Below are 13,164 nucleotides of genomic sequence, written 5' to 3'. Positions count from 1 at the left end.
ATGTCGGATGATTCCCTGAAGGCCCGCTTCGACGCCGCCTTTTCCGCCCTGCCGCTGGTCGCCATCCTGCGCGGCCTGACCCCCGCGGAGGCGGAGGGTGTCGCGCAGACGCTTTACGACAGCGGTTTCCGCATGATCGAGGTGCCGCTGAACTCGCCCGATCCGTTCACGAGCATCGCCGCCGTCCGCCGGCTGCTGCCGCGCGACGCGCTGGTCGGCGCCGGCACGGTCCTGGCGGTGGAGCAGGTGGCCCGGCTCAAGGAAATCGGCGCCGATCTGGTCGTCATGCCGCACGCCGACACGGCGGTGATCCGCGCCGCCAAGGCCGCGGGGTTGGTCAGCCTGCCCGGAATCGCCACTCCGACGGAAGCTTTCGCAGCGCTGTCAGCCGGGGCCGACGCCCTGAAGATCTTCCCGGCGGAGCTGGTCGGCCCGCGCATCATCAAGGCGATGCGCGCCATCCTGCCCGCCGGTACCCGCCTGCTGCCCGTGGGCGGCATCGCCCCGGACACCATGGCGCCGTTCCTGGAGGCCGGCGTGGCCGGCTTCGGGCTGGGGTCCGCGCTGTATGCGCCGGGCCTGTCTGCCGCCGAGGTCGGCGTCCGGGCGGACGCCTTCGTCGCCGCGTGGCGGCGCCTCAACCCGCGCTGACCGAGCCACGGTACCAGCGGACCATCCCGCGGCCGGTCGCAGAACGCGCCGCGGGCTTTCTCCTCCCCCCTCCTCACCACAAGCAAAGTTCCAGGGAGAACGCTCATGAAGGGCTATCGTTTCCTCACCGGCGCCGTCGTCGGCGCGCTGACCTCCGCCACGATGATGGTGGCCGCGCAGGCCGCCGGCTATCCGACCAAGCCGATCGAGCTGACCGTCCCCTACGCGGCGGGCGGCGGCACCGATCTGGTGGCCCGCGCCTACGCCGACGCGGCCAAGAAGCACCTGCCCCAGTCGATGGGCGTGGTGAACAAGACCGGCGGCGCCGGCGCCGTCGGCCTGACCGAGATCATGGCCGCCCGCGCGGACGGCTACCGCATCGGCATGGGCACGGTGGAACTCACCATGCTGCCGCACATGGGCATCGCCCGCTTCACCGCGGACGACTTCACCCCGATCGCCCGTCTGAACGCCGAGCCGAGCGCCATTACGGTGAACGTCGACTCGCCTTTCAAGACCTTCGAGGACTTCCTGGCGAACGCCAAGGCCAACCCAGGCAAGGTGCGCATCGGCAACTCCGGCACGGGCGCCATCTGGCACCTCGCCGCGGCGGCGCTCCAGGAGAAGACGGGTGCCAGCTTCAGCCACATCCCTTATGACGGCGCCAACCCGGCGGTGACCGCCCTGCTCGGCAACCACATCGAGGCGGTGAGCGTCAGCCCGGCCGAGGTCGTGAACCACGTCGCCGCCGGCAAGCTGCGCATTCTCGCCGTTATGGGCGACGAGCGTTCGGCGGCCTTCCCGGAAGTCCCGACCGTGAAGGAAAAGGGCATCGACCTGTCGGTCTACACTTGGCGCGGCATCGTCGTTCCGAAGAAGACCCCGCAGGCCGTCGTCGATACGCTGCGCGAGGCGTCCAAGGCGACCGCCAACGAGCCGGCCTTCAAGGAGACCCTCACCAAGATGAACCTGACCCTGGCCTATGCCGACGGTCCCGAGTTCGGTGAGATGATCAAGAAGGACAACGCCTTCTTCAAGGACCTGATGACCAAGCTCGGAATGGCGAAGTAATCAGGAAAGACAGGGGCGCGGGCGTCCACCGCCCGTGCCCCGTGCGTGGAGACGTCCAATGAGCCATTCCTCTGGTGGAACTCCGGGGTCGGGAACGCCGCGTTCGGCCGACCTCTTCGCCGGCGCCGTGGTCGCCGCCGTCGCCGTCGCGGCCATCGTCGTGTCGGGCGGTTTTCCGACGATGGCCGGCCTCGACACCGATGTCGGACCGGCCCGTTTTCCGATCATTTACGCGGGTGCGCTGCTCGTCCTGAGCGCGATCCTGGTCATCGGCCGGCTGATGCCCAAGCGCGGCGCCCAGGCCGCACCCGCCGAGCCGCAAGCCCCGGCCGAGGCGTTCCGGTTCCACCGGGTGGCCATCGGCGTGGTCGCGACCGCCGTCTATATCTACATGCTGTCCCTGATCGGCTACCTGCCCACGACGGTGGTGTTCCTCATCGGCATGATGCGGCTCATGGGCATGCGCAGCTGGGTCCGCGCCCCGATCATCGCGGTGGCGGTCACGGCCTTCCTCTATCTGGTGTTCCTGTACGCCCTGCAGATCCCGCTGCCGGACGGAAGCCTGTTCGAAACGGGCGAGTTCTAGTCAGCGAGGAGATGGAAGATGTATGAAATCGACATGCTCCTTCAGGGCTTCGCCAACCTTGCCAGCGAACCCCTGCCGCTTCTGCTCGCCCTGATCGGCGTCACGCTGGGCATCATCATCGGCGTGTTGCCCGGCCTGACGGCCACCATGGGCGTCGCGATCCTGCTGCCCTTCACCTTCGGCATGGACCCGGTCTCGGCCATCCTGATGCTGTGCGGCGTGTTCTTCGGCGGCATCTTCGGCGGCTCGATCACCGCGATCCTGCTCAAGATCCCCGGCACCCCGGCCGCCGCCGCGACCGCCATGGACGGCTACGCGCTGAGCCAGAAGGGCCAGGCCGGCCTCGCGCTCGGCACGGCGACGCTGTCCTCCTGCTTCGGCGGTTTCCTCAGCGTCTTCATGCTGATCTTCCTGGCGCCGTTGCTGGCCGGCATCGCGCTGGAATTCTCCGCCGCCGAATCCTTCGCGCTCGCGGTGTTCGGCCTGTCGATCATCACCAGCGTGTCGGGCGACTCCCTGGTCAAGGGGCTGATCGCCGGCTTCCTCGGGCTTCTGCTGTCCACCGTCGGCCTCGACCCGATGGCCGGCTTCCCGCGCTTCACCGGCGGCTTCAACGAGCTGCTGAACGTTCCCTTCATCCCGGTGATGATCGGCCTGTTCGCGGCGTCGGAAGCCTTCAAGTCGCTGGGCCAGCCAGAGACGCGGGCCGAGGTCAAGGTCTACATCGGCCGGATCATTCCGCCCTGGAGCGTCTTCAAGGGCCTGATCTTCACCATTCTCCGCTCGTCGGGTCTGGGCATCATCGTCGGCATCATCCCCGGCGCCGGTGCGGACATCGCGTCCTTCGTCGCCTACAACGAGGCCAAGCGCTTCTCCAAGAATCCGGAGAATTTCGGCAAGGGCGAGATCAAGGGCGTCGCGGCCGCCGAGTCCGGTGCCAACGCCTGCACCGGCGGCGACCTGCTGCCGATGATGACGCTCGGCATTCCCGGCGACGCGGTGACCGCGGTCATGCTGGGCGCGCTGACCATGCAGGGTCTCCAGCCCGGTCCGCTGCTGTTCAAGGACCACGCCGGTCTGGTGTTCACGCTGTTCGCCGGCATGCTGTTCTGCTACGCGGCCCTGCTGATCATCGGCCTGTCGTCGCTGCGCCTGATGGGCAAGGTGCTGGAGATGCCGCGCGCCATCCTGACGCCGCTCATCCTGGCGCTCTGCGTCGTCGGCGCCTACGCCATCAACAACAGCATGTTCGACGTGGGCATCATGCTGGCGGTCGGCGTGGTCGGCTTCTTCATGCAGCGTTGGGACTATCCGGCGTCGCCGGTCGTCCTGGCCCTGATCATGGGTCCGATGGCCGAGGCGAGCTTCCGCCGCGCCCTGTCCCTGTCGGGCGGCAGCCTGGACTTCCTCTACACCCGTCCGATCACGCTCGGCCTGCTGACCGTCGCGGTCATCACCCTGGCGCTGCCGCTGCTGCGCTACTTCCGGGGCAACGGCGGCAACGGCCCGACCGCGGACGGCGCGGCCGCCGGCACCGTAGGGTCCGCGAAATGACGACCGTGACGAGCGTTGGCCTGGAAGCCGTCTTCGATCCCGAACTGCGCAACGGCACCGGCGAGAACCCGGTCTGGGACGCCGAGGGGGCCTCGTGGACCTGGATCGACATCCCGGCGCGGACCATCCACCGGCTCGACTCCTCCAGCGGCGCCCACCGCCGCTGGACCCTGCCGGAGATGATCGGCAGCCTCGTCCTGCGTCCGGACGGCGGCGCGGTCTGCGCCTGCGAGACCGGCGTCTTCGACGTCGATCTGCCGGGCGAAGGCGGGGAGGCGGTGGTCACCGCCCTCGCCACCCACCGCTTCCCCAAGGAGGGCATGCGCTTCAACGACGGGCGCTGCGACCGGCAGGGGCGGTTCTGGCTGTCCAGCATGGTCATGGACATCAGCAAGGGCGACTCCTCCGGCCTGTGGCACCGCTTCACGCGGGCCGACGGGCTGACGGACACTGGAACCGGCGGCTACATCATCCCCAACGGCTCCGCCTTCAGCCCGGACGGGCGCACCCTCTACGCATCCGACAGCCACCGCGACGTGCGGATGGTCTGGGCTTGGGACTACGACACGGACACCGGCACCGCTGCCAACCGCCGCCCCTTCGTCGACATGCGGGCGATGGTCGGGCGTCCCGACGGCGCCGCGGTGGACGTCGACGGCTGCTACTGGATCTGCTGCCTGGACGAGGGCTGCATCAAGCGCTTCACCCCGAACGGCGCGTTGGACCGGCGGATCGAAGTGCCGATGCGCAAGCCGACCATGTGCGCCTTCGGCGGGCCGGACCTGCGGACGATGCTGGTCACCTCGCTCAGCCGCGGGCCGGCGGACCTCGCCGAGGACCCGCATGGCGGGCGCGTCCTGATGTTCGATCCCGGCGCCCAGGGCTTGCCGGAACCCCGCCTGGCTGTTTGAACCCTCTCCCCTCTGGGGAGAGGGTGGCCCGAAGGGCCGGTGAGGGGGATGTGCGTGGCGGTGCGTTCGGCACAAGCGGAACCCCCTCACCCTAACCCTCTCCCCAGAGGGGAGAGGGAACTTAAAGACCAAGACACGAGAGGCAAGGAATGTTTGACGATCTGAAGGGCAAGCGCGTTCTGATCACCGGCTCCACGCAGGGCATCGGCCTCGCGGCGGTGGAGGCGTTCGCCCGCGCCGGCGCGAAGGTCGCCATGAATGGCCGCCGCACCCCGGCGGACCTGGAGGCCACGCTGGCCCGTCTGAACGGGCTGGGCGGCGAGGTCGTCTTCCTCCAGGCCGACGTGTCGGACAGCGCGGCGTGCGGCACCCTCGTCGAGGCCTTCGTCGAGCGCTTCGGCGGCATCGACGTGCTCATCAACAACGCGGGCGGTCTGGTCGCGCGCAAGCCGCTGCCGGAGATCGACGACGAATTCTTCGACGCGGTGACCGACCTGAACTCCCGCTCCGCGCTGATGGTGACCAAGCACGCCCTGCCGCACCTGAAGGCCGCGGCGGCGCAGAACGGCACCACCTCTTCGGTGATCTCGGTCGGTTCGGTCGCCGGCTACACTGGCGGCGGTCCGGGCGCCGGCCTGTACGGCGCGGCCAAGGCGTGGCTGCACAACATCCAGAAGAACTGGGTGGCCTTCCATACCAAGGACGGCATCCGCTTCAACATGGTCTCGCCGGGCACCTTCGACACGGCCTTCCACGCCGACAAGGACGAGGACACCAAGGCCCGCATCGGCTCCGGTTTCCCGATGGGCCGCTTCGGCCGTCCGGAAGAGTGCGCCCCGACCTTCCTGTTCTTCGCGTCGCACGCCTGCAGCGGCTACATCACCGGGCAGGTTCTCGACGTCAACGGCGGCCAGTACATGCCGTAATGATCGGCTGTCCCGTCCGTGTCCGCCCGGTCAGAGCGGACGCGGCGGGATGGCGGCTGTGAAGGCCGCCGTTTTGGCGGCGATGGCCGGCAGGCTGGGGAAGGGCACGCCGTCCTCGCACCGCAGTTGCCGGGCTACGGCGTGCAGGGTGCCGTGATGGCGGCGGCAGAGGATGCCGTCGGCGTCGCGGTCGTAGAGCCGGACGAACTGGACGGGCGCCGCCCCGTTCTCCGCATGGACCTCCACCTCCACCAGATGGGTGCAGAAGGAGCAGGCGGTCAGCGGGTCCGTCGAATCGAAGGCCACGCCGGCCTCCAGGCAGCGCCGCGCGAAGGCTTCCAGAAGCACCGACGCGCTGTCCACCGTTTCCAGCCCGCGCAGGGCGCGCACGACATCGCGCATATGGGCGACTTCCGGCAGGATCAGCCCGGCAGCGGAATGGCGGTCGTGGATCACCAGCTTCATCATGATGCGCAGGCCGTCTCGAACCGGGCGTCCCAGTGGTTGGGCGTGCCGCTCGCGGCGTAGCCGGGCCGGTTCGACCACACCCGCTGGCGGATGCGGATCTGCGTCCGGCAGTCCGCCGAGCAGTAGAGCGGGGCGGGGCCGCGGCCGGAACTGCGGGTGAATGGACGCCCGCAGCAGGCGCAATGCAGTTTGGGCGTGGGAGTAATCTGGGGCGTACGGGCGTGTGTCGGCGTCGTCATGGCTGGATTCACGAGGCATTTCCAAAGTTGGACGGACTATACGAGCGGTCTGTGACAGTTTGACGGGTGGGGGCGGGCTACCACTTTTTCGGGCCCTGGCCGCCGCTCGCGGACACGGAAACGCCCTTGGGCGCCGGCCGGTTCCCCGGTAAGGCGCAGTGTTTGGTAAATTCGGACAATGCATAAAATTAAGTTGTTTTTTCGACAGAAAATGAGCGTTCGAGAGAGTTGTTCCGCCGCTAAGCACTGATAAATTGTCTTTGACGATAAAAAATCGCGTTGTAAGGTCCCTTCTGGCGGACGAGGGTGTTTCGGCAGGCCGGTGATGCGCTGGTTGTGGCTGGCGCCCCAAACCGGGGGAGCACCGGATCGTCTTGTCCGCCGCAAGAGGAAGGGGCGGATATGGGAGCACCGACGAAGGCGACGATTCTCATCGTGGATGACACCGCCGACAACCTGTCGCTGCTGAGCAGCCACCTGAAATCCATTTATACGGTCAAGACCGTGAACAACGGCGATGCCGCGCTGCGCATCGCCTTCTCCGACCATCCGCCGGATCTGATCCTGCTCGACGTCATGATGCCGAGCATGGACGGCTACGAGGTGTGCCGCCGCCTGAAGGCCGACCCGCGGACTTGCGATGTTCCGGTGATCTTCCTCACCGCCCGCACCTCGGTGGAGGATGAGAAGTTCGGGCTGGACCTGGGCGCCGTCGATTACATCAGCAAGCCGATCAGTCCCCCCATCGTCCTGGCGCGGGTGAAGAACCACCTGTCGCTGAAGGCCACCGCCGACTCGTTGCGGGCCACCGTTGAGGAGGTGCGCGCCGCCCACAGCCGGCTGGAGGAAACGCAGCAGCATCTGATCCAGACGGAGAAGATGGCGGCGCTGGGGCTGCTGGTGTCCGGCGTCGCGCATGAGATCAACACGCCGATCGGTGTGGCCCTGACCGCGGTGTCGCATCTCTCCGGCCTGGTCGAATCGCTCGCCTCGCAATTCCAGGGCGGGGCGATCCGCAAGTCCGACCTCGCCCGCTTCCTGGAGAACGCCCGGGAAGGGACGCTGCTGGTCACCACCAACATCGTGCGCACCGCCAACCTGATCCAGAGCTTCAAGCAGGTGGTGGTGGACCGCGCCGGATCGGAACGGCGGGTCTTCGACCTCAAGGACTATCTCTCCGACGCGCTGTTCGGGCTGGACCCGCATCTGCGGGAGGCCGGGCACAGCCTCACCGTGTCCTGCCCCGCCGGTCTGGCCATCGACAGCCATCCCGGCCCGCTGTCGGAGGTGCTGTCCATCCTGATCCGCAACGCGGTTGCCCACGCCTTCCGGCCCGGACAGAACGGGCGCGTCGTCCTGTCGGTCACACCGCGGGAGGAGGATTGGGTGGAGCTGCGCCTGTCCGACGACGGCAAGGGGATCGATCCGGAGCATCTGCCCAAGCTGTTCGATCCCTTCTTCACCACCCGCCGGGGCATCGAATATCCGGGGCTGGGGCTCTACATCGCCTTCAACCTCGTCCATCAGGTGCTTCAGGGTACCATCGAGGTCGAAAGCCAGCCCGCCGGCGGTGCCAGCTTCGTCGTCCGTATGCCGCGGCGCGTGTCCGCTCTGGCCGACGCGCCGGCCTGAGGCCGGCTCGCAGGGACGGCTGCGGTCAGCAGGCTGGAATGCGCGCGGCAACACGCTCCAGCACCGCCGTGGGATCGACCGGCTTCGCGATGTAATCCACCGCCCCCATGGCGAAGCCGCGTTCCCGGTCGGCCTCGTCGGCCCGTCCCGTCAGGAAAATCACGGGGATGTTGCGGGTTCCCGGCGCCTCCTTCAAGGCGGCGCAGACCTCGTAGCCGTCCATCTCCGGCATGACCACGTCCAGCAGGATCAGGTCGGGCGGGGGAAACGCGGCGGCGATCTCCAGTGCCTTGCGCCCGTTGTTGGCGACCTTGACCCTGTAGCTGTCCTTCAGCAGGCTGCTGAGCAGCTTCAGGTTGTCCGGCGTGTCGTCCACGATGAGGATCGTGGCCTTCCCGGCCGGAACCGATGCGGGCGGTGCGATGTCCATGGAAATGTTCCGAATTGGGAGCCGACGGGCCGGCGTCGGTCAGGGTTGGGCGGTCAGGGTTGGGCGGTCACGCCGCGGTCGATCGAGGCTGCGTCCAGGGTGGCGGCGGCCTCGTCGAAGTCGAAGTTGCGGATCTGCCCGGCGATGGTCTCGAACCGGTCGGGAAAGGCCGCTTGCAGAAGGTCGGCGTTCGCCGTCAGCACCTCCTCGGCGTCGGGGTCGCTGTCGAGCAGAAGCTGGCGGAGCCGGCCGCACAGGGCGCGAAGTGCGGCCGCATCCACCGCGGCGGGCGGGGCCACGGACGGCGCGGTGTCGCCGTTGGACGCCAGCGCCGCGTCCAGATGGGCGAGAAGGGCGCCCAGCGGTGGCTCCAGCGCGGCCAGCCGCGCGTCGATCTCCGGGCGTGGTCGGGCGTCGCGGATCACCGCTTCCAGCTGTTCGGCAGCGTCCTGGACGGGGTGGGCGCCGATGTTGCCGGCGGTTCCCTTCAGCGTGTGGGCGTACCGCTCCGCCGCGGCGAGGTCGCCGGCGTCCAGCGCCGTGCGGATGGCGGTGACCACTCCGCGCTGCCCGGCTGTGAACTTGCGCAGCAGGTCGAGGTAGAGGCGCTTCTTGCCCAGCACCCGCGACAGCCCAATGGCGGTGTCCAGCCCGGGAACGCCGGTGGGCAAATCGCCCGGTTCCTCCACGGCCGGCACGGGGAGGGGAGCCGGAGCCTCGGCGCCCAATCCCGGCCGCGGCGTGACCCAGACCAGCAGGGTCGCCCACAACGCGTCCGGGTCGATGGGCTTGGCCAGATAATCGTTCATGCCCGCGTCGAGGCAACGCTCGCGGTCGGCCTGCATGGCGTTGGCCGTCATCGCGACGATGGGCAGACCGGTGAAGTCCAGCCGACGGATTTCCCGGGTCGCGGCGATGCCGTCCATGACCGGCATCTGCATGTCCATCAACACGAGGTCGTAGTGGGCCGCCTGCACCATGTCCACGGCGATGGCGCCATTCTCGGCGATCTCCACCGTCAGCCCGGCATCGCCCAGCAGTTCGCAGGCCACCTGTTGGTTGAGGTCGTTGTCCTCGGCCAACAGGATGCGGGCACCGCGCAGGCGCGACAGGTCGGCGATTGGAGCGGCGGCTGGCACCGGGTGGATGTCCGCGGCCTGCTCGTCGGCGCCCAGAACCCGCATGATGCCGTCGAACAGGGCGGATGGGTTGACCGGCTTGAACAGCACCTCTTCGATGGCCGTGTTTTCGGCGCCCCTCAGCACCTCTTCCCGGCCATAGGAGGTGACCATGATGTGGTGGGGGGCTTGGTCCAGCTCCAGCGCGGCGAGGCCGGCGGAGGTTTCCAACCCGTCCATGCCCGGCATCTGCCAATCCAGAAGGACGACGCGGAAGGGTCGGCCCTCACGCGCCGCGAACCGCGCCGCCTGGATGGCGGCGGGGCCGGACTCCACGGCCTCGGCGGTGAAGGACATGGCCGACAGCATGTCGGTCAGCACGACGCGGGCGTTCTCGTTGTCGTCCACCACCAGACAGCGCAGGCCGCGCAGGTCGGGCCGCGGCAGCAGCACGCGGCGTGGCTTGTCACGGCCCAGCCGGGCGGTGAACCAGAAGCAGGAGCCCTGGCCCGGCACGCTGTCCACCCCGACCGAACCGCCCATCAGCTCGGCCAGCCGCTTGGAGATCGCCAGCCCCAGGCCGGTGCCGCCGTACTTTCGGGTGGTCGAGGCGTCGGCCTGCTGGAAGCTCTGGAAAAGCTGATTTTTCTGGTCATCGTTCAAGCCGATGCCGGTGTCGCGCACCTCGAAGCGGACCAGCAGGTCGCTCCCGACCTCTTCCTCCAGCCGGACGATGATGGCGATCTCGCCACGCTCGGTGAATTTGACCGCGTTGTTGGCGTAGTTAACCAGGATCTGCCCGATGCGCAGCGGATCGCCGATCAGGTCGCTGGGCACGTTCTGGGCGACGTCGAAGATCAGCTCCAACCCCTTGGCCGCGGCTTTCTCAGCGATCAGGTCGGCCAGAGTGCCGAGCACCTTGTCGAGATGGAAGCCGGTGCGCTCGACGCTCAGCTTCCCGGCCTCGATCTTGGAGAAATCCAGAATGTCGTTGATGATGCCCAGCAGATGCTGGCCGGACTGGCTGATCTTGAGGACGTAGTCGCGCTGACGCGGCGTCAGGTCGGTCTTCAGAGCCAGATGCGACAGGCCGATCACCGCGTTCATCGGGGTGCGGATCTCGTGGCTCATGTTGGCGAGGAAACTGGCCTTCGCCTGGGACGCCGCCTCCGCCCGGTCGCGGGTCAGGCGCAGTTCCTCGGCCTGGGTGCCCAGCCGGACGACGGCGTTCAGGATGCTGTCCAGTTCCTGCGTGCGGGCGCCGGGAAGCCGGATGTCGCGCTCGCCCTCGCCGATGCGGCGCAGGCCGTCGGCGGCGAAGAGCAGGGGCCGCACCACATGGCGGCGGATCAGCAGCCCCGCAGCGATGAAGATCGCCAGCACCGCGACGAAGGCGAACTGGATGACCCGCGACACCAGACGGGTGCGCTCCTGGATCTGGCCCAGGCGGCCCGCCGTCAACTCGGTCACGTCGACGAGCAGCCGGTCGCCGACCGTGTTCAGCTCAACGAGCGTCTGCGCCCATGTCTCGGCGAGGCGCTCCTCCTCGGCGGGCACGGGCGCATCGCCGGCGGCGGCGCTCTCCAACCGATGCGCCTTCGCCGAGGAGACCTGCCGGATGACCGAATAGGCGTCGGTCACCTGCCGTTTCAGCGCGGGATCGAACTGGAAGGTCGGGTGGAAGGCCAGCGCCTGGGCGGCCAGCAGGGCCTCGCGGCGGCGGCGCGGGTCGTCGGCGGACAGGACGATCGCCCCCGACTGCTTCAGCCGTTCCAGATTCACGACGGCGCGCTGGCGCTCCAGGATCAGCGGCACCATGCGGTCCTGGCTGTCGGCGGCCAGCCGTTCCATCTTGCCCTGCTCCGCGACGATGCCGAGGAACAGCAGGCCGATCAGCGCCAGCAGGATCGCCCCACCGGTAAGAATCGCCGGCTGCAGCCGTACGCGGGGATGCCTGCGGTCGCGGGCGGACGCCATGGCCGGTTCCGGTTCAGTAGATGTCGAAGGGGAAGTATTGGCGGTTGATGCGCTGGTAGGTGCCGTCGTTGCGCAAGGCCGTCAGGGCCCGGTCCACCGACGCCTTCAGCTCGTGCTGGCCGGGAGGAAAGACGATGTGCACGGTCCCACCCAGCCCATTCTCTGACATCGGGGTGCCGATGGTCTCGAATCCGTCCCCGGCGTCGGACAGCAGGAAATGCACCACGTTCAGCGTCGGACCGATGGCCATGTCGCTTTCGCCGTTGCGCATGGCGCTCCACAGATCGTCGAGCGTGGAGACGGGCACAAGATTGGCGTGCAGCGCCGGAGCGGCGTCGGCCAGACGCACCAGGGCCGCGTGCTGCCGCGAGCCGCGGATGGTGGCGATGCGCCGGCTGCGGATCGCCTCATCCAGGCTCAGCTCGGGCATGCCACGGCGCCCGACCAGGCTGGTGCTCGACCGCCAATAGGGAACGGAGAACAGAAGCCGCTGCTCGCGGTCCGGCGTGCGCAGAACGTTGCCGAAGCCGATGTCGAAGCGGCCCGCGGCGACGTCTTCGATAATCTGCTTGAAGGGGGCCGCGTCGAAGCTGCACACTGCGCCCAGCGAGCGGCACAACTCGCGCCCGAAATCGATGTTGAAGCCGACCAGCAACCCGTCGGCGTCGCGATCGCTGAAGGGTGGGGAGTGATCGATGACCACCACGCGCAGAAACGGCCGGCCGGTCGGCGGCGCGTCCGCCCGGACCGGCTGCGGCAGGGCAAGGCCGGTCAGCAGGAGCGCGGCGCTCAACACGGCGGTCACGACGGCGTGTGCGGCGGGGATGCGCATGCAGAAACCCATCGGTGCCTCAGTACATCCGGAAGGGCAGGAATCGGGAACTGATGGCGTCGTACCGACCGTCCGCCAGGATGGCGCGCAGGGCCATGTTGACGCGGTCGCGCAGCTCCTCGCGCCCCAGCGGCAGGGCGATGGCGGATTCGCCGCCCAGTCCACTCTCGGTCAATGGATCGCCCACCACCTCCAGCGCCTCTCCCTCCGCGCTGGTCAGGAGGTGAACGGTGACGGCGGTCGGGGCCAGCGCCAGATCGACCCGCCCGTCGAGAACGGCGCGCAGCGCCTCCGCCTGATCGTCGTAAATCGCGATCGTGCAGCCGACATTCTTCGCGGTCAGATAGTCGTATTGCTTCGATCCGCGGGTGACCGAAACGCGCTTGCCAGCCAGATCCGGCGCCACACCCAACGCCCATTCGCCGGCCCGGCCGATGTAGCTGGAGCTGGACCGCTTGTGGCGGTCGGTGAAGAGGTATTTCTTCATCCGCTCCGGCGTCTTCAGGATGCTGGCGACGGCGAAGTCGGCGGCGTTGCGGTCGAGCAGGTCCAGGACCTCCGGAAACTGCAGCGCGGTGATCTCGCAGCGGATGCCCATGGTGTCGCACAGCGCGCGGGCGATCTCCACCTCGAAGCCGGTCAGCTTGCCCTGCTCGTCCACCATCGCGTAGGGCGCCATCCTCCAGGTCAGCACCCGGTAGACTTCGTCCGCATGGGCGGACGATGCCACCGGAACGCAAAGCAGGAGGGCCATCCACAAGGTCGCGAC

12 protein-coding genes and 1 pseudogene are annotated in these 13,164 nt (G+C 68.4%); 7 read left to right on the top strand and 6 right to left on the bottom strand.

Going from position 1 to position 13,164, the window contains the following annotated elements; genetic code table 11:
* The 6 genes from ABAZ39_RS24550 (at position 1) to ABAZ39_RS24525 (ending at position 5,699) form a co-directional block, all read left to right on the top strand.
* Positions 1-651, top strand: a complete 651-nt coding sequence (locus ABAZ39_RS24550) for a 2-dehydro-3-deoxy-6-phosphogalactonate aldolase (RefSeq protein WP_040136536.1) — start codon at positions 1-3, stop codon at positions 649-651.
* 105 nt (positions 652-756) lie between these two features.
* Entirely contained in the window at positions 757-1,722 is a 966-nt protein-coding gene (locus ABAZ39_RS24545) for a Bug family tripartite tricarboxylate transporter substrate binding protein (protein WP_040136534.1), read from the top strand.
* A gap of 58 nt (positions 1,723-1,780) precedes the next feature.
* Positions 1,781-2,308: a tripartite tricarboxylate transporter TctB family protein gene (locus ABAZ39_RS24540; protein WP_051658493.1), complete on the top strand. Its 528-nt coding sequence runs from the start codon at positions 1,781-1,783 to the stop codon at positions 2,306-2,308.
* A gap of 18 nt (positions 2,309-2,326) precedes the next feature.
* Entirely contained in the window at positions 2,327-3,862 is a 1,536-nt protein-coding gene (locus tag ABAZ39_RS24535) for a tripartite tricarboxylate transporter permease (RefSeq protein WP_014241796.1), read from the top strand.
* A 5-nt stretch (positions 3,863-3,867) separates the two neighbouring features.
* Positions 3,868-4,773, top strand: a complete 906-nt coding sequence (locus ABAZ39_RS24530; protein WP_247881763.1) for an SMP-30/gluconolactonase/LRE family protein — start codon at positions 3,868-3,870, stop codon at positions 4,771-4,773.
* 149 nt (positions 4,774-4,922) lie between these two features.
* Positions 4,923-5,699, top strand: coding sequence for an SDR family NAD(P)-dependent oxidoreductase (locus ABAZ39_RS24525; RefSeq protein ID WP_040136532.1), 777 nt, complete (start codon positions 4,923-4,925; stop codon positions 5,697-5,699).
* 30 nt (positions 5,700-5,729) lie between these two features.
* On the opposite strand, the gene ABAZ39_RS24520 is transcribed toward ABAZ39_RS24525, so the two are convergent.
* The gene (locus ABAZ39_RS24520; RefSeq protein ID WP_040136531.1) at positions 5,730-6,167 is read right to left on the bottom strand and encodes a hypothetical protein; all 438 of its coding nucleotides are present in this window, start codon (positions 6,165-6,167) and stop codon (positions 5,730-5,732) included.
* Positions 6,164-6,406, bottom strand: a complete 243-nt coding sequence (locus ABAZ39_RS34725; RefSeq protein ID WP_081863304.1) for a hypothetical protein — start codon at positions 6,404-6,406, stop codon at positions 6,164-6,166. Before ABAZ39_RS34725 ends, ABAZ39_RS24520 begins: the two co-directional genes overlap by 4 nt.
* Positions 6,407-6,808: 402 nt before the next feature.
* Between ABAZ39_RS34725 and ABAZ39_RS24515 the strand changes: the two genes are divergently transcribed.
* Entirely contained in the window at positions 6,809-8,038 is a 1,230-nt protein-coding gene (locus ABAZ39_RS24515) for a sensor histidine kinase (protein ID WP_040136530.1), read from the top strand.
* A 37-nt stretch (positions 8,039-8,075) separates the two neighbouring features.
* Here the strand turns inward: ABAZ39_RS24515 and ABAZ39_RS24510 are convergent.
* The 4 genes and pseudogenes from ABAZ39_RS24510 to ABAZ39_RS24495 all read right to left on the bottom strand — a co-directional run.
* Positions 8,076-8,468, bottom strand: a pseudogene (locus ABAZ39_RS24510) (response regulator); the annotation flags it as partial.
* 53 nt (positions 8,469-8,521) lie between these two features.
* Positions 8,522-11,563, bottom strand: coding sequence for a hybrid sensor histidine kinase/response regulator (locus ABAZ39_RS24505; RefSeq protein WP_051658492.1), 3,042 nt, complete (start codon positions 11,561-11,563; stop codon positions 8,522-8,524).
* Between the two features lie 13 nt (positions 11,564-11,576).
* Positions 11,577-12,407 (bottom strand): substrate-binding periplasmic protein, encoded by an 831-nt coding sequence (locus tag ABAZ39_RS24500; RefSeq protein WP_040136527.1) that lies wholly within the window; start codon positions 12,405-12,407, stop codon positions 11,577-11,579.
* Between the two features lie 7 nt (positions 12,408-12,414).
* Positions 12,415-13,149 carry a substrate-binding periplasmic protein gene (locus ABAZ39_RS24495; protein WP_247874720.1) on the bottom strand — a complete coding sequence of 245 codons (735 nt, stop codon included), beginning with the start codon at positions 13,147-13,149 and terminating at the stop codon, positions 12,415-12,417.
* Between the last annotated feature and the right edge of the window lie 15 nt (positions 13,150-13,164).

The organism is Azospirillum argentinense (assembly GCF_000632475.1).
In the GTDB taxonomy this organism is placed as follows: Bacteria; Pseudomonadota; Alphaproteobacteria; order Azospirillales; family Azospirillaceae; genus Azospirillum; species Azospirillum baldaniorum.
Note: the sequence above shows the minus strand (reverse complement) of the source record. Positions and strands in the feature narration are given on the sequence as shown.